Genomic DNA, 14,695 nt, shown 5'->3' with positions numbered 1-14,695 from the left:
GAATCAGTACGCGGAGTCCACGTTGTCCATGGAACCGTAGTTCGCCGCGGCGTAGTTGCAGGCGGCGGTGATGTTCGCGACCGGGTCGTAGATGTCCCACGAGGTGCCGTCGACGTGGTACGCCTGGAAGGTCGGGTCGATGACCTGGAGCAGGCCCTTCGACGGAATACCGGCGGCGGCGTTGGAGTCGTACAGGTTGATCGCCTGCGGGTTGCCGCTCGACTCGCGCATGATGTTGCGGTAAATGCCGTCGTAGCTGCCGGGGATGCCGTGCTGGGCCATGATCGCCAGCGACTGCTTGATCCAGCCGTCCAGGTCGTTGGAGTACGTGGTGGTGGTCTGCGGCGTGGACTGCACGGCGGTACGCGTCGTGGAGCGGTTCGCGGCGGCCTTGTCCTTGGCGCGCTGGGCGGCGGCGTCCTGAGCGGCCTTCTTCTTGGCGGCGGCCTCGGCGGCGGCCTTCTTCGCGGCGGCGTCCGCTGCCGCCTTCTTCTTCGCGGCGGCCTCCTCGGCGGCCTTCTTCTTGGCCGCGGCCTCGGCGGCGGCCTTCTTCTTCGCCGCCTCTTCCGCCGCCTTCTTCTTCGCGGCGGCCTCGGTGACGGCGCGCTGCTTGGCGACACCGGCCTGCGCGTCGATGCTGTTGACGCTCTTGGCCTGCTGTTCGGCGGTGACCTGGAAACCGGTCGGGTCGCCGACGGCGGCGGCGGAGGCGGACGCGGAGGCAGTCCCGCCGGTCGCCTGCAGACCGGTGACGGCCAGGACGACCGCGGCCGCGGCAGCGGCGCCGGCCGCCGTGATCTTGTGGGTCTTGGTCAGCCGACCGATCTTCGGGATCGTGGGGAGCTGCATAGGAATTAACCTCTTCCGTTTGCGGACTGGAGAATTCTTAGAGGGTCCGAAAACGGGGGTCAACGAGCGTTCCTACGAACTCCATTCGTAGCCGCCGGGCAAGCGCCGGGAAATCGCTATTTCCCGCCGGGTGTACGGGGCGGCCATTCCACTAAGCGGCCTAGTATGTGACGCAGGTCCTATAGGTCACCTCACACGGCGGCGCCCCCGCCGTCACCCAAGGCGACGACGGGGGCGCTTTATGTGACGTTTATGGCAGCAGAAGATTGACGTCGCCGAATTCGTGCCAGCGATATCCGCCGCGCAGCGCCTCGGCGTAGACCCGCTCCAGCAGCCGGTCCCCGGACAGCGCCCGCAGCATCAACAGGTGCGAGGCCTCCGGCTCGTGCAGCCCGGTGAGCAGTCCGTCCACCGCGCGCACCCCGCGCTCCGGGGTGACCACCAGCTCCGTCCAGCCGCCGCCGGGCCGCACCACACCGCGCTCGTCGGCCACCGACTCCAGCGCCCGTACGGCCGTGGTGCCCACCGCCACCACCCGGCCGCCGCCCGCGCGCGCCGCGTTGACCTGCCGGGCCGTGGCCGCCGACACGGCGAAGGGCTCGGCGTACGGCGGCTCGTGCGACTCGACCGACGCCACCCCGGTGTGCAGGGTGATCGGCGCGATCTGCACGCCCCGGCTGACCAGCTCGGTCACCAGCGCCCTGGTGAACGGCCGCCCGGCGCTCGGCATCTCCGCCGAGCCCGTGCCGTCGGGCGACGGCACCGCGAACACCGTCTGATACGCGGCCAGCGGCTGGTCCCGCTCGGTGTAGCCGTAACGGATCGGCCGGCCGTGCCGCCGCATGTACGCGATCGGGTCCCAGTCCGTCGGCCGCGCCACCCACAGCCGGTCCGCGGCCGGGTCGAGCGGTTCGGCCAGCACCAGCCGCGTGCCGCCCGCCAGCTCCACCACCGCGCCCGCCGGGCCGCCGGTCCTGCGCACCGTCGAGCCGTGGCCGTCCGGGTCGCGCACCTCCACCACCCAGCGGCCGTCGGCCCCGCGCGTCGAGAAGTGCACCACCACCGGGGCGCCGTCCAGCCGCCCGTCGACCGCGGCGGGCAGCGTCCGCGAGGTGTTCACCACCAGGACGTCACCGGCCCGCAGCAGTTCCGGCAGCGCGCGGAAGGCGTGCTGGGCGACGGCTCCCGTGCGCCGCTCGCCGACCAGCAGCCGTACCGCGTCCCTGCGGGCGGCCGGGGCGGTGGCCAGCAGGGAGTCCGGGACGCGCAGCCCGGCCAGCCCGCCCGTACCGCGCCCTATGTCCTTATTGCTGACTCTTGTCCCCTTTATATGGGCGGCCTGCTTTGTGCCGACCGTCCGCGGTGCGGCACTCATCGCGCCTCCCGCAGCGCCGGCGCGGTGTACCGGCCGCTGGGCGCCCCCTCGTCCAGCAGCCGCAGGACCGCCGGGGCCACGGCCTCCGGCAGCGGCCGGTCCGCGAAGTCCGCGTCGTCCGGCACCGCCGCCGCGTACAGCGCGGTCCGCAGATCGCCCGGGTCCACCCACCACACCCGCAGCTCCGGCTCCTCCTGCGCGAGCACCGCCGACAGCTGTTCGAGCGCCGCCTTGCTCGCGCCGTAACCGCCCCACGTCGGATACGCCTCGACCGCCGCGTCCGAGCTGACGTTCAGCACCGCGCCGCGCGCCGCCCGCAGCGGCACCAGCGCCTCCTGCGTCAGCGCCAGCGGCGCCGTCACATTGGTCTCCAGCGCCTCCCGCAGCCCCGTCACCGGCAGCTCGGCCAGCGGCACCAGCGGCTCGGCGCCCAGCGCGCTCGCGTTGTTCACCAGCAGATCCACACCGCCCAGCTCCCGCGCCGCCGCCACCAGCTCCGTACGGTGCCCCGGCGACGTCACATCGCCCGGCACCGCCCGCACCGGTGGCCGCCCCGGCGCCGACCCGGCCCGCCCGTCCCCGTACTGCCGCTCCAGCTCCCGCGCCGCGGACCGCAGCGCGTCCGCGTTCCGCCCGTCCAGCACGAGGTCCCAGCCGCGCTCCGCCAGCCCGGCGGCCAGCGCCCGCCCGAGTCCCCGCGACGCCCCCGTGATGATCGCTACCGGCATGATCGAACCCTCCGCACCGGAGCCCGGCCGACCGCCGGGCCACCTCGTGCCCTCACCGTAGGAACGCGTCGGTCCCACCCGCCTCGGCCGCCCGCCGCACCGCCCGCGGTCACTTGGGACTAGTCCGCACGACCGAGCCCGACCCGTCCGGCGGCGCATACGCACGGTCACCCCACGCCGGTACGGTGGGGACATGCCCATCCGGCCGCCACGAGGCGGAATCGAAGCGGTCAGCGCCGCGGTCCTGGCGATGAGCCGCCAGGTGGAGGTGCGCGACGTCCTGCAGACGATCGTCGCCTCCGCCCGCGAGCTGCTCGACGCCGAGTACGCGGCCCTGGGCGTGCCCGACGACCACGGCGGTTTCGCCCAGTTCGTGGTGGACGGCGTCAGCGACGAGGAGTGGAAGGCGATCGGCCCGCTGCCCCGGCAGCACGGCATCCTCGCCGCGATCCTGCACGAGGCCATCCCGCTGCGGCTGGCCGACGTCCGCACCTTCGAGAGCTTCCAGGGCTGGCCCAAGCACCACCCCGACATGCGGGACTTCATCGGCATGCCGGTGGTGGACTGCGACGAGATCCTCGGCGCGGTCTTCCTCGCCAACAAGAAGTGCGGCCCCGACGGAGCCCGCCGCGCCGACGGCACCTGCGGCTTCACCGAGGACGACGAGGACCTGCTGCGGATCCTCGCCGACCACGCCGCGATCGCGCTCACCAACGCCCGGCTCTACGAGCGCAGCCGCGAACTGACCCTCGCGGGGGAGCGGGCCAGGATCGCGCACGAACTGCACGACGCCGTCTCCCAGAAGCTCTTCTCGCTGCGGCTGACCGCCCAGGCCGCCGCCTCCCTGGTCGACCGCGACCCGGTCCGCGCCAAGGGCGAGCTGAGGCAGGTCGCGGCGCTCGCCGCCGAGGCCGCCGACGAACTGCGCGCCGTCGTCGTCGAACTGCGCCCGGCCGCGCTCGACGAGGACGGCCTGGTCGCCACCCTGCGCACCCAGGCCGACGTGCTCGACCGGGTGCACTCCGCCGACGTCAGCTTCCACGCCTGCCGGGTCAGGGCACTGCCCGCCGCCCAGGAGGAGGCGCTGCTGCGGGTCGCCCAGGAGGCGATGCACAACGCGCTGCGGCACGCGCACGCCGACTCCGTGGACGTCGTCCTCGAAGGCCACGACAAGGGCGCCCGGCTGCGGATCAGGGACGACGGCCGCGGCTTCGACCCGTCCGCGGTCCGCCGGGCCGGCCGGCACCTCGGGCTGGTCTCCATGCGGGACCGGGCCAGCGGTGTCGGCGGCCGGCTCACCGTGCAATCGGAGCCCGGCAAGGGCACCGTCATCGAGATGGAGGTGCCCGGTGGCTGAGAACACCATCCGCGTGCTGCTCGTCGACGACCACCAGGTCGTCCGCAGGGGACTGCGCACCTTCCTCGAGGTGCAGGGCGACATCGAGGTGGTCGGCGAGGCCGGCGACGGCGAGGAGGGCGTCGCCCGCGCCCAGGAACTGCGGCCCGACGTGATCCTGATGGACGTCAAGATGCCCGGCGTCGACGGCATCGAGGCGCTGCGGCTGCTGCGCGACGCGGAGAACCCGGCCCGGGTGCTGATCGTCACCAGCTTCACCGAACAGCGCACCGTCGTCCCCGCGCTGCGGGCGGGCGCCGCCGGGTACGTCTACAAGGACGTCGACCCGGTCGCGCTCGCCGACGCCATCCGCTCCGTGCACGCCGGACACGTCCTGCTCCAGCCCGAGGTGGCCGGCGCGCTGCTCTCCCAGGAACAGGGCGGCACCGGACAGGGCCGGGGCAACGCGCTGACCGAACGCGAGCGGGAGGTGCTCGGGCTGATCGCCGACGGCCGCTCCAACCGGGAGATCGCCCGGGCCCTGGTCCTGTCGGAGAAGACGGTCAAGACGCACGTCTCCAACATCCTGATGAAGCTCGACCTCGCCGACCGCACCCAGGCCGCACTGTGGGCGGTCCGCAACGGCGTGGGCAACTGAGCGACGGCGCTGGCGGCCGGGCGACGGCGTGAGCAACCGGACGACGGCGTGAGCGACCGCGCGACGGCGGATTCCGGAGTGAGATTCATACTGTCGGGTGTATGTCGCCCGAACGACGCATCCTGATCGGCGACTTCCCGTTCTGCATGGCGTACCGCGGCGCATCGCCGCGGTGCCCCAGCAAGGAGGAAGTTCGAAGTGATGAACCTGAAGAAGGCCGCGACCATCACCCTCGTGGCGGGCGGCCTGGTCGCCGCCGGTACCGGTGTCGCCTCCGCCAGCGGTGCCGACGCGTGCGGCACCGCCGTGAAGTCCCCGGGCGTGGCCTCCGGCAACCTGGTGCAGGTTCCGGTGCACGTCCCGGTCAACATCAGCGGCAACTCCGTGAACGTGATCGGCCTGCTGAACCCGGCCTTCGGCAACGCCGCGGTCAACAAGTAACCGCACCCGCGCGGTACGGCGGCGCGTACGCGGCGGGCAGCCGCGTACGCGCCGTTCTCACGACCGGCGCCGCTCCGCCTCCTCCACATACGCGTTGTACGCCGCCACCTGCGCCCGGCGCGCGGTGCGCTCCACCGGCCGCAGCAACTCCGCCCGCGCCGCGATCTGCGAGGCGCTGACCGCCCCGCCGTGCCCGTCCGAGGCGATCGCCACCAGCGCCGCGATCCGCTGCGCCAGCGCCAGCACCCGTACCGCCCGCGGCGGATAGCCCGGCGCCAGCAGCTCGCCGCCGCGCTCGGCCCGCGCCCGGTACGCCTCCAGCGCCGCCTGCGCGGACGGGCCCGCGCCCGCCACGTCCAGCCGCGCCAGCGCGTCCGTGGCGTCCCGCAGCGCCTCCGCCAGCTCCCGCTCGGCCTCGCTCAGCGAGGGCACGTCGGCCGGCGGCGCGTCCCGTACCGGCAGGCACTGCCACTCCACCTCGACGTGCAGATCGCCCGCCGGCCCCGCCTCGTACACCTCCGGCACCAGACCGACCGCCGCACCGCCCACCGTCAGCACCGCCTCGCCCGCCGCCAGCGCCCGCGCGTTGAACTCCGGCGGCCCGCTCAGCCCCAGCGGGTGCCCCGACACCGGCAGCGCCAGCCGCAGCCCGGTCACCCCCAGCGCGCGCAGCCGGCCGAGCCCGAGCGTCAGCCCCACCGGGACCGGCTCGCCCGGCAGCCCGGAGATCCGGTGCACGGCATCGGTCCCGGTGATCTCCTGTGCGACGTCATCGGGCGCGGCAAGTCCGGCAAGCAGGGCATTTCCCCACGCGGCCAGCCGCCCTGAGCGAGGTTCATCAAGCATGCCCCCAGCCTATGGACTGGACCCGACGCGCGGTGGCGTAAGTTTTCCCCGGGGGATCCTTCTGGACCCGTGCCTACCGGCGCACAGGACAGACAGCCGAGACTGCAATGGGAGACAACGCGCTCATGAGCGATGTGCTGGAGCTGGTGGACGTATCCGTGGTCCGCGACGGACGGGCTCTGGTGGACCATGTGTCGTGGTCGGTCGCCGAGGGAGAACGCTGGGTCATCCTCGGTCCCAACGGCGCGGGCAAGACCACCCTGCTCAATGTCGCGTCCAGCTATCTCTTCCCGACCACCGGCACCGTCCAGATCCTCGGCGACAAGCTCGGCAATGTCGACGTGTTCGAACTCCGCCCGCGGATCGGCATGGCCGGCGCCGCCATGGCCGAGAAGATGCCGCGCCGGCAGACCGTCCTGGAGACCGTCCTCACCGCCGCGTACGGCATGACCGCAACCTGGAACGAGGGGTACGAGAAGGTCGACGAGGATCGCGCCCGCGCCTTCCTCGACCGGCTCGGCATGAGCGAATTCCTCGACCGCAAGTTCGGCACCCTGTCCGAGGGCGAGCGCAAGCGCACCCTGATCGCCCGCGCGATGATGACCGACCCCGAACTGCTGCTGCTCGACGAGCCCGCCGCCGGCCTCGACCTCGGCGGACGCGAGGACCTGGTACGCCGCCTCGGCCGGCTCGCCCGCGACCCCATCGCGCCCTCCATGATCATGGTCACCCACCACGTCGAGGAGATCGCGCCCGGCTTCACCCACGTCCTGATGATCCGTCAGGGCAAGGTCGTCGCCGCGGGACCGATCGACCTCGAACTCACCTCCCGCAATCTCTCCCGCTGCTTCGGCCTGCCGCTGGTCGTCGAGCGCCGCGGCGACCGCTGGACGGCCGCCGGACTGCCGCTGTCCTGACCGTCCCACCCGCCCCAGGAGAACTCGTCCCACCTGCGCACTGCCGCAACTGCCCCTCGCACGCCTACGATTGACCATGTGGACGCATGGTTGTGGTGGCTGATAGCGGCAGTGGGTCTCGGCATTCCACTGGTGATCACCGCGATGCCCGAATTCGGGATGTTCGCGGTCGGTGCGGTGGGCGGCGCGGCGACCGCCGGCATGGGCGGCGGCATCGTCGCCCAGGTCGTGGTCTTCGCCGTGGTGTCGGTCGCACTGCTGGTCTTCGTACGGCCGATCGCCTACCGCAACCGCCAACGCCCCGAACAGCGCAGCGGCGTCGACGCACTCAAGGGCAAGCAGGCCGTCGTCCTGGAACGCGTCGACAGCGGCTCGGGCGGCCGGATCAAGCTGGGCGGCGAGGTGTGGTCGGCACGGTCCCTGGACAGCGGCCGGACCTTCGACCCCGGACAGCACGTGGACGTGGTGGAGATCGACGGCGCCACGGCCGTCGTCATGTAACCGCACCACCCGCAGCCAACGGGCCCGCCGCGACCGGGAATTCGCCGAACCGGCACGCGGGGTGCCTACTGTCTGCGACAATTGATCATGTCGTCGTATCCGATGGCGGTACGTGACACCTCCGGACCCAAACGGCGCGGGGAGCGGCCATGCAGCCCATCATCATCGTCCTGATCATCCTGGTGGTGCTCGTCTTCATAGCGCTGATCAAGACCGTCCAGGTGATCCCGCAGGCCAGCGCCGCCATCGTCGAGCGCTTCGGCCGCTACACCAGGACCCTCAGCGCCGGCTTGAACATCGTGGTGCCGTTCATCGACACCATCCGCAACCGCATCGACCTGCGCGAACAGGTCGTGCCGTTCCCGCCGCAGCCGGTGATCACCCAGGACAACCTGGTGGTCAACATCGACACCGTCATCTACTACCAGGTCACCGACGCCCGCGCCGCGACGTACGAAGTCGCCAGCTACATCCAGGCGATCGAGCAGCTCACCGTCACCACCCTGCGCAACATCATCGGCGGCATGGACCTGGAGCGCACCCTCACCTCCCGCGAGGAGATCAACGCGGCACTGCGCGGCGTCCTCGACGAGGCCACCGGCAAGTGGGGCATCCGCGTCAACCGCGTCGAGCTGAAGGCGATCGAACCGCCCACCTCCATCCAGGACTCGATGGAGAAGCAGATGCGCGCCGACCGCGACAAGCGCGCCGCGATCCTCACCGCCGAAGGTGTCCGGCAGTCCCAGATCCTCACCGCCGAGGGCGAGAAGCAGTCCCAGATCCTGCGCGCCGAAGGTGAGGCCAAGGCCGCCGCGCTGCGCGCCGAGGGCGAGGCCCAGGCGATCCGTACGGTCTTCGAGTCGATCCACGCCGGCGACCCGGACCAGAAGCTGCTCGCGTACCAGTACCTCCAGATGCTGCCGAAGATCGCCGAGGGCGACGCCAACAAGCTGTGGATCATCCCCAGCGAGCTGAACGACGCGCTCAAGGGCCTCGGCGGCATCGTCAACATCCCCGGTGCCCCCGGCAGCGGCGGCGCCGGCCTCGGCGCCCGCGACACCGCCGCCAAGACCCCGGCACCGCGCCGCGAGTCGCCGCCCTTCGACAAGGACTGAGACGACCGTGGGCCGCACACCCCCGCTGTGACATGATCGCCGCGCACCCCTCGACCTCGACGGCGGGGAGGACGCGCGGAGATCATGGAGACCACACATGTCATGGGCGGAAGCACTGGCCGTGTTCGCGGCCGGAATCGGTGCGGGCACCATCAACACCATCGTCGGCTCCGGGACCCTCATCACCTTCCCGGTCCTGCTCGCGGTCGGCCTGCCCCCGGTCACCGCCAATGTCTCCAACTCACTGGGGCTCGTACCCGGTTCCGTCACCGGCGCGATCGGCTACCGCGGTGAACTCGCCGGCCAGCGCCCCCGCCTGCTGCGGCTGGGCGCCGTCGCCTTCGCCGGCGGACTCATCGGCGCCATCCTGCTCGTCACGCTGCCGTCCACGGCCTTCAAGGCGATCGTGCCCGTCCTCATCGCGATCGCCCTCGTCCTGGTGGTGCTCCAGCCCCGGCTGGCCCGCGCCGTCCAGGCCCGCCGCGACCGCACCGGAACCGCCGCCCCCGACCACGGCGGCCCGTTCCTCGTCATCGGCATGCTGCTCGCCAGCATGTACGGCGGCTACTTCGGCGCCGCCCAAGGAGTGCTCTACCTGTCCCTGATGGGACTGGTGCTCAACGAATCCCTGCAACGCATCAACGGCATGAAGAACGTGCTCGCCGCCATCGTCAACGGTGTCGCGGCCGTCTTCTTCATCATCGTCGCCCACATGGACTGGGCGGCCGTCGGACTCATCGCGGGCGGCGCCGTCGTCGGCGGCCTGATCGGCGCCCGCGTCGGCCGCCGCCTCCCGCCCACCGCGCTGCGCGCGCTCATCGTGGTGGTCGGGATCGCGGCGATCGTCCAACTCCTGCTGAAGTAAAACCCGGCGCCGGCTCTCAGGCCGACGCCGGAACGGACAACCACTCCGGCAGCGCCGCCCGGTCCCGTACACCCAGGGCCAGCAGCAGCGCGTCCGCCGGCGTCGGCTCGAACGGCCGGGTCAGCAGCCGCATCCCCGCCTGCTCCGGCGTACGGTCGGCCTTGCGCTGGTTGTCCTCGCCGCACGCGGCCACCGTGTTCAGCCAGGTGTCACCGCCCCCGCGGGACTTCGGCTGTACGTGGTCGACCGTCGTCGCCCGGCGCCCGCAGTACGCGCACCGGTGCCGGTCACGGACCAGCACACCCCGCCGCGACCACGGCGCCCGTTGTCGGAACGGCACCCGTACGTACCGGCAGAGCCGGATCACCTGCGGCACCGGAACCTCCACCGCCGCCGCACGGATCCGCAGCCCGGGATGCGCCTGCTCCACGACGGCCTTGTCCTGCATCACCAGCACAACCGCACGTCGCAGCGACACCGTCGACAGCGGCTCGAAACTCGCATTCAGCACCAGCGTCTCACGCATCCCGCCCACCTCCCGGGCCTGCCCCGCCCCCATGGCGAAGTGGCTCCACTGTGCCCCCGCGCACCGCCCCGGACAACGCAATTTCAGCGCGGCAACCGGAAGATGCGCGGGTGGAAAGGTGCTGTTCACCGCGGCGACGGCAGAAGGTGACGGCAGAAGGGGGGAAGGCATGCGCCCCGGGTGCCGTCCCCCGTGCAGAACGGGCACCCGGAGCGCATCAGCCGGCGTGGACATCCGGCCCGCAGACCGGATTCCGGCAGACGGCCGGCGCGAACGCCCGGCCACCCCCGCCACCGCGGTGCCGACCGCCTGAGGACGGTGGTCGCGTCGTCAGGCAGGCACCACTGTGCGACGGGGGAACAGCGGAGCGCAACGCAATATCCCGGGCGCGCGGACACCCGGGACCGCCGCGGACTCAGCCCGCGCCGGCCCCCTCGGGATTCTCGTACTCACCGATCAGCTGCGCCCGGCCCAGCGCGTGGAAGCGCAGGTTGAACCCGACGAAAGCCGGCGAGGCGTCCGCGTCGGGACCCAGCTTCTCCGAGTCCACCGCGTAGACGGTGAACACATAACGGTGCGAGCCGTCACCGGGCGGCGGCGCGGCGCCGCCGAAGTCCCGCGTCCCGTAGTCGTTGCGGGCGTGCACCGCGCCGGCCGGGAGCCCGGGGAAGTCACCGGAGCCCGCGCCGCGCGGCAGCTCCGTCACCGACACCGGGATGTCGAACAGCACCCAGTGCCAGAAACCGCTGCCGGTCGGCGCGTCGGGGTCGTAGCACGTGACGGCGAAGCTCTTCGTCCCGGCCGGGAACCCCTCCCACCGCAGCTGCGGCGAGACATTGCCCGCCGCGTAGACCTGATCGTCCTTCAGTACCCCGCCGGGCACCACGTCGTCGCTCACCACGGTGAACTCCGCCACCGGCGGGTGGAAGTCATGGGGGAGCGGCCGTCGCGCTTGCTCGGTCACCTCGACACCTCCTGGTCGTGCTTCCGGATCGTGCAGAGGAACTGCACCCCCCGAGCCTAGGCGGCGCTCAGAACCAGTTCCGCTTGGCGCCCACCTCGGCGAGCCACTGGTGCAGATAGTCCGCCCAGTCCGTCTGCTCGAACGCGTCGAGGTTCATGGTGAACGAGCGGTGGGTGTCGCTGCCGGTGCTGAACAGGCCCGGCTTCTTGTCCATCTCCAGGACGACGTCCATCTCACGGCCGTCCGCGACGAAGGTCACCTCGACCTCGCTGAGCCCCTTGTACTGCTGCGGCACCTTGAACTCGATCTCCTGGTAGAACGGCAGCCGCTGCCGGGTCTGCCGCAGCGTCCCCTTCTCCAGGTCCGCGCTCCGGAAGGCGAAGCCCAGCCGCCCGAACGCCTCCAGCAGCGCGTCCTGCGCCGGCAGCGGGTGGATGTTCACCGGGTCCAGATCCCCCTTGTCCACCGCGCGGGCGATCTGCAGCTCCGTCGTCACCCCCACATGCATCCCGGTGAGCTGCCGCCCCATGAACATCGTCACCGGCGCCTCCCACGGCACCTCCAGGCTGAACGGCACATCGTGCACCGCCCCCGGCTGCACCACGAACTCCCCGCCGATCCGCTGCGTGTGGAACTCGATGTTCTGGTGGTACTCGGTCTCATTGCCCTGCGCGTCCTTGCGGTCCACCTCGACCCGCGCCTGGAGTCCGACCGTCAGCCCCTGGATCCGCTGGTCGACGGAACCGCCCTGGATCCGCACCGAACCGTGCACCACCCCGCCGGGCGTCACATCCGCCTGGTGCAGCTCCGTCTCCACGGACGCCCCACCGGCCCCGAGGCTGGCCAGCATCTTCTTGAACCCCATGCGCCCACTCCCTGTCGCATCCCATTGCCGATCGTTTCCCCGCGCTTTGCCCCACGGTGGGTTTCGTGCCGTGCGAACTCTACGAACGCCAGGGGGTGCCGTCCGGTTCCACTACGCTCCTGCACCGTGATCACGCCAACCGAACAGGTCCCGCTCGACCGCTCGTTCTTCGACCGCCCCGTCCTGGAGATCGCCCCAGACCTGCTCGGCCGCACCCTCGTACGCACCACCCCCGACGGCACCGTCACCCTGCGCCTGACCGAGGTCGAGGCGTACGACGGCCCCAACGACCCCGGCTCGCACGCCTACCGGGGCCGCACCGACCGCAACGCCGTGATGTTCGGCCCGCCCGGCCACACCTACGTCTACTTCACCTACGGCATGTGGTTCTGCCTCAACCTCGTGTGCGGCCCCGAGGGCACCGCGAGCGGGGTACTGCTGCGCGGCGGCGAGATCACCACCGGCGCCGACCTCGCCCGCGCGCACCGCCCCACCTCCCGCAAGGACAGCGACCTCGCCCAGGGCCCGGCCCGGCTCGCCACCGCCCTCGCCGTCGACCGCGCGCTCAACGGCGCCGACGCCTGCGCCCCCGGCGGACCCCTGCGGATGCTCACCGGCACCCCGCCACCGGCCGGCACCGTACGCAGCGGCCCCCGTACCGGCGTCGGCGGCGCCGGCGCGGACCACCCCTGGCGCTACTGGATCGACGGCGACCCCACCGTCAGCCCCTACCGCGCCCACGCACCCAGAAAGCGTCGATAATCCACTGGCCGGAAGCGCGTACGCTCGGACACGCTGGAATCCGGCAGGACCCCGGCAGGAAGCCGACCCGAGGAGACATGGACAACGTGACGGACATCGTCGACGAGCTGCGGTGGCGGGGCGTACTCGCCCAGACCACCGACGAGGAAGCCCTGCGCAAGGCGCTCGCGGACGGTCCCCTCACCCTCTATTGCGGCTTCGACCCGACCGCGAAGAGCCTGCACGTCGGTCACCTCACCCAGATCCTCGCCCTGCGCCGCTTCCAGCTCGCGGGACACCGGCCGATCGCCCTGGTGGGCGGCGCCACCGGACTGATCGGTGACCCCAAGCCCAGCGCGGAACGGGCGCTCAACGACGTCGAGACCGTGCAGGAGTGGGTCGGCGCGCTGCGCGGCCAGCTCTCCGCCTTCCTCGACTTCGACACCCCCGGCCCGACGCAGGCCGTCATGGCCAACAACTACGAGTGGACCGAGAGCGTCTCCGCCCTCAGCCTGCTCCGTGACTACGGCAAGCACTTCAGCGTCAACCAGATGCTCGCCCGCGACACGGTCAAGAGCCGGCTCGACGGCGAGGGGATGAGCTACACCGAGTTCAGCTACGTCATCCTCCAGTCGCTGGACTTCCTGGAGCTGTACAAGCAGTACGGCTGCACGCTCCAGATCGGCGGCAGCGACCAGTGGGGCAACATCACGGCGGGGCTCGACCTCATCCGCCGGATGCAGGCCAACCAGCCGCACGGCCCGGCGCACGCCCTCACCCAGGTGCTGCTCACCAAGGCGGACGGCACCAAGTTCGGCAAGACCGAGGGCGGCGCCGTCTGGCTCGACCCGGAGCTGACGACGCCGTACGCCTTCTACCAGTTCTGGCTGAACTCCGACGACCGCGACATCGCGCGCTACCTGCGGACCTTCAGCTTCAAGCCCCGCGAGGAGATCGAGGAGCTGGAGCGCGCGACCGAGGAGCGCCCGCAGGCCCGGGCTGCCCAGCGCGCGCTCGCCGAGGAGCTGACGGCCCTGGTGCACGGCGCCGACCAGTGCGCCGCCGTGATCGCCGCGTCCAAGGCACTTTTCGGCCAGGGCGATCTCGACGGGCTCGACGAGGCCACCCTGGCCGCCGCGCTCAGTGAGCTGCCGAAGGCCCAGGTCAGCGAACTGGCCCCGGTGGCCGACCTGTTGGCCCTGGTCGAACTGGTCCCGAGCAAGTCCGCCGCCCGCCGCACCATCAAGGAGGGCGGCGCGTACCTCAACAACGCCAAGGTGACCAGCGAGGAGGCCGTGCCGGCCGCATCCGACCTGATCCACGGCCGTTGGCTGGTGCTGCGCCGTGGCAAGCGCAACCTCGGAGCGGTCGAACTCGTGTGACACGGCTGGAAATCCACGTTTGAGCGGCGGCCGAGCTTGACTCGGCCGCCGCTCGTGCGTAACGTAGTCCGAGCCGCCAAAACGGCGGGGACCGGTTCGAACCGGGCCCCACCGCACCGGACGGCCACCCACTACCTACGTCTTCCCGATCATCGGGGCGATTTTTGGTGCGCCAAAAATCAATTCGATGGACTCGATTATGAGTCGCAGCGGAAATGGGCTAACGTAGTGGACACGAAGGGAAAGCCCGGAGGGGCCGGTGAAACGGTTCCGATGGAAGCTTCCGTTCCTTGAGAACTCAACAGCGTGCCAAAAGTCAACGCCAGATATGTTGATACCCCGTCTCGTTTGTATCGGGACGAGGTTCCTTTGAAGTAACACAACAGCGAGGACGCTGTGCACCCGGGGATTATTCCTCCTCGTGGTGCCGCTCTTCCTGTGATGCGAATAAGCATTCACGGAGAGTTTGATCCTGGCTCAGGACGAACGCTGGCGGCGTGCTTAACACATGCAAGTCGAACGATGAACCATTTCGGTGGGGATTAGTGGCGAACGGGTGAGTAACACGTGGGCAATCTGCCCTGCA

16 protein-coding genes and 1 rRNA gene are annotated in these 14,695 nt (G+C 71.2%); 10 read left to right on the top strand and 7 right to left on the bottom strand.

Translation table 11 applies throughout. The annotated features are described in order from the left end of the window. Positions 1 to 3: 3 nt before the first annotated feature. The 3 genes from BM076_RS16605 to BM076_RS16595 form a co-directional block, all read right to left on the bottom strand. Positions 4 to 849 (bottom strand): lysozyme family protein, encoded by an 846-nt coding sequence (locus BM076_RS16605; RefSeq protein ID WP_093714344.1) that lies wholly within the window; start codon positions 847 to 849, stop codon positions 4 to 6. Positions 850 to 1,099: 250 nt separating this feature from the next. Beyond that, positions 1,100 to 2,224, bottom strand: a complete 1,125-nt coding sequence (locus tag BM076_RS16600) for an S-adenosylmethionine:tRNA ribosyltransferase-isomerase (protein ID WP_093714343.1) — start codon at positions 2,222 to 2,224, stop codon at positions 1,100 to 1,102. Next, positions 2,221 to 2,952: an SDR family NAD(P)-dependent oxidoreductase gene (locus BM076_RS16595; protein WP_093714342.1), complete on the bottom strand. Its 732-nt coding sequence runs from the start codon at positions 2,950 to 2,952 to the stop codon at positions 2,221 to 2,223. Before BM076_RS16595 ends, BM076_RS16600 begins: the two co-directional genes overlap by 4 nt. 193 nt (positions 2,953 to 3,145) lie before the next feature. Here BM076_RS16595 and BM076_RS16590 point away from each other — a divergent pair, with 193 nt between their 5' ends. The 3 genes from BM076_RS16590 (at position 3,146) to BM076_RS16580 (ending at position 5,387) form a co-directional block, all read left to right on the top strand. Further along, positions 3,146 to 4,309, top strand: a complete 1,164-nt coding sequence (locus BM076_RS16590; protein ID WP_093714341.1) for a GAF domain-containing sensor histidine kinase — start codon at positions 3,146 to 3,148, stop codon at positions 4,307 to 4,309. Continuing rightward, a complete protein-coding gene (locus BM076_RS16585; protein ID WP_093714340.1) occupies positions 4,302 to 4,946 on the top strand; it encodes a response regulator in 645 nt (214 codons plus the stop codon). The genes BM076_RS16590 and BM076_RS16585 overlap by 8 nt, the downstream gene beginning before the upstream one ends. A 198-nt stretch (positions 4,947 to 5,144) precedes the next feature. Further along, on the top strand, positions 5,145 to 5,387 hold the full coding sequence (locus BM076_RS16580) for a chaplin (protein ID WP_093714339.1): 243 nt from the start codon (positions 5,145 to 5,147) through the stop codon (positions 5,385 to 5,387). A gap of 57 nt (positions 5,388 to 5,444) precedes the next feature. Here the strand turns inward: BM076_RS16580 and BM076_RS16575 are convergent, their stop codons facing one another. Continuing rightward, on the bottom strand, positions 5,445 to 6,233 hold the full coding sequence (locus tag BM076_RS16575; RefSeq protein ID WP_093714338.1) for a hypothetical protein: 789 nt from the start codon (positions 6,231 to 6,233) through the stop codon (positions 5,445 to 5,447). A 125-nt stretch (positions 6,234 to 6,358) separates the two neighbouring features. Between BM076_RS16575 and BM076_RS16570 the strand changes: the two genes are divergently transcribed. From BM076_RS16570 to BM076_RS16555, 4 genes are all read left to right on the top strand, one after another. After that, positions 6,359 to 7,150 (top strand): ABC transporter ATP-binding protein, encoded by a 792-nt coding sequence (locus BM076_RS16570; RefSeq protein WP_093714567.1) that lies wholly within the window; start codon positions 6,359 to 6,361, stop codon positions 7,148 to 7,150. A gap of 69 nt (positions 7,151 to 7,219) precedes the next feature. Next, positions 7,220 to 7,651, top strand: coding sequence for an NfeD family protein (locus tag BM076_RS16565; protein ID WP_093714337.1), 432 nt, complete (start codon positions 7,220 to 7,222; stop codon positions 7,649 to 7,651). A gap of 149 nt (positions 7,652 to 7,800) precedes the next feature. Beyond that, the gene (locus BM076_RS16560; protein ID WP_093714336.1) at positions 7,801 to 8,766 is read left to right on the top strand and encodes an SPFH domain-containing protein; all 966 of its coding nucleotides are present in this window, start codon (positions 7,801 to 7,803) and stop codon (positions 8,764 to 8,766) included. A gap of 97 nt (positions 8,767 to 8,863) precedes the next feature. Continuing rightward, on the top strand, positions 8,864 to 9,631 hold the full coding sequence (locus BM076_RS16555) for a sulfite exporter TauE/SafE family protein (RefSeq protein ID WP_093714335.1): 768 nt from the start codon (positions 8,864 to 8,866) through the stop codon (positions 9,629 to 9,631). A gap of 16 nt (positions 9,632 to 9,647) precedes the next feature. Here the strand turns inward: BM076_RS16555 and BM076_RS16550 are convergent, their stop codons facing one another. From BM076_RS16550 to BM076_RS16540, 3 genes are all read right to left on the bottom strand, one after another. Continuing rightward, positions 9,648 to 10,157, bottom strand: coding sequence for an HNH endonuclease (locus tag BM076_RS16550; RefSeq protein ID WP_093714566.1), 510 nt, complete (start codon positions 10,155 to 10,157; stop codon positions 9,648 to 9,650). 415 nt (positions 10,158 to 10,572) lie between these two features. After that, positions 10,573 to 11,121, bottom strand: coding sequence for a YbhB/YbcL family Raf kinase inhibitor-like protein (locus tag BM076_RS16545; protein WP_093714334.1), 549 nt, complete (start codon positions 11,119 to 11,121; stop codon positions 10,573 to 10,575). 67 nt (positions 11,122 to 11,188) lie between these two features. Continuing rightward, positions 11,189 to 11,986, bottom strand: a complete 798-nt coding sequence (locus tag BM076_RS16540; RefSeq protein WP_093714333.1) for a sporulation protein — start codon at positions 11,984 to 11,986, stop codon at positions 11,189 to 11,191. 126 nt (positions 11,987 to 12,112) lie between these two features. On the opposite strand from BM076_RS16540, the gene BM076_RS16535 reads away from it, so the two are divergent. The 3 genes from BM076_RS16535 to BM076_RS16520 form a co-directional block, all read left to right on the top strand. Next, the gene (locus tag BM076_RS16535) at positions 12,113 to 12,748 is read left to right on the top strand and encodes a DNA-3-methyladenine glycosylase (protein ID WP_093714332.1); all 636 of its coding nucleotides are present in this window, start codon (positions 12,113 to 12,115) and stop codon (positions 12,746 to 12,748) included. 86 nt (positions 12,749 to 12,834) lie between these two features. Next, positions 12,835 to 14,109: a tyrosine--tRNA ligase gene (tyrS, locus tag BM076_RS16530; RefSeq protein ID WP_093714565.1), complete on the top strand. Its 1,275-nt coding sequence runs from the start codon at positions 12,835 to 12,837 to the stop codon at positions 14,107 to 14,109. A gap of 454 nt (positions 14,110 to 14,563) precedes the next feature. Further along, positions 14,564 to 14,695, top strand: a 16S ribosomal RNA gene (locus BM076_RS16520); the annotation flags it as partial.

Origin of the sequence: Actinacidiphila alni (assembly GCF_900112845.1) — a bacterium.
Classification (GTDB): Bacteria; Actinomycetota; Actinomycetes; order Streptomycetales; family Streptomycetaceae; genus Actinacidiphila; species Actinacidiphila alni.
This window is presented reverse-complemented; position numbering and strand designations above follow the sequence as displayed.

What these genes read in the sequence shown, in the direction of transcription:
- BM076_RS16605 (WP_093714344.1), bottom strand. Translation starts at nt 849, where the DNA reads ATGCAGCTCCCCACGATCCCGAAGATCGGTCGGCTGACCAAGACCCAC.
- BM076_RS16600 (WP_093714343.1), bottom strand. Translation starts at nt 2,224, where the DNA reads ATGAGTGCCGCACCGCGGACGGTCGGCACAAAGCAGGCCGCCCATATA.
- BM076_RS16595 (WP_093714342.1), bottom strand. Translation starts at nt 2,952, where the DNA reads ATGCCGGTAGCGATCATCACGGGGGCGTCGCGGGGACTCGGGCGGGCG.
- BM076_RS16590 (WP_093714341.1), top strand. Translation starts at nt 3,146, where the DNA reads ATGCCCATCCGGCCGCCACGAGGCGGAATCGAAGCGGTCAGCGCCGCG.
- BM076_RS16575 (WP_093714338.1), bottom strand. Translation starts at nt 6,233, where the DNA reads ATGCTTGATGAACCTCGCTCAGGGCGGCTGGCCGCGTGGGGAAATGCC.
- BM076_RS16570 (WP_093714567.1), top strand. Translation starts at nt 6,359, where the DNA reads ATGAGCGATGTGCTGGAGCTGGTGGACGTATCCGTGGTCCGCGACGGA.
- BM076_RS16560 (WP_093714336.1), top strand. Translation starts at nt 7,801, where the DNA reads ATGCAGCCCATCATCATCGTCCTGATCATCCTGGTGGTGCTCGTCTTC.
- BM076_RS16555 (WP_093714335.1), top strand. Translation starts at nt 8,864, where the DNA reads ATGTCATGGGCGGAAGCACTGGCCGTGTTCGCGGCCGGAATCGGTGCG.
- BM076_RS16550 (WP_093714566.1), bottom strand. Translation starts at nt 10,157, where the DNA reads ATGCGTGAGACGCTGGTGCTGAATGCGAGTTTCGAGCCGCTGTCGACG.
- BM076_RS16540 (WP_093714333.1), bottom strand. Translation starts at nt 11,986, where the DNA reads ATGGGGTTCAAGAAGATGCTGGCCAGCCTCGGGGCCGGTGGGGCGTCC.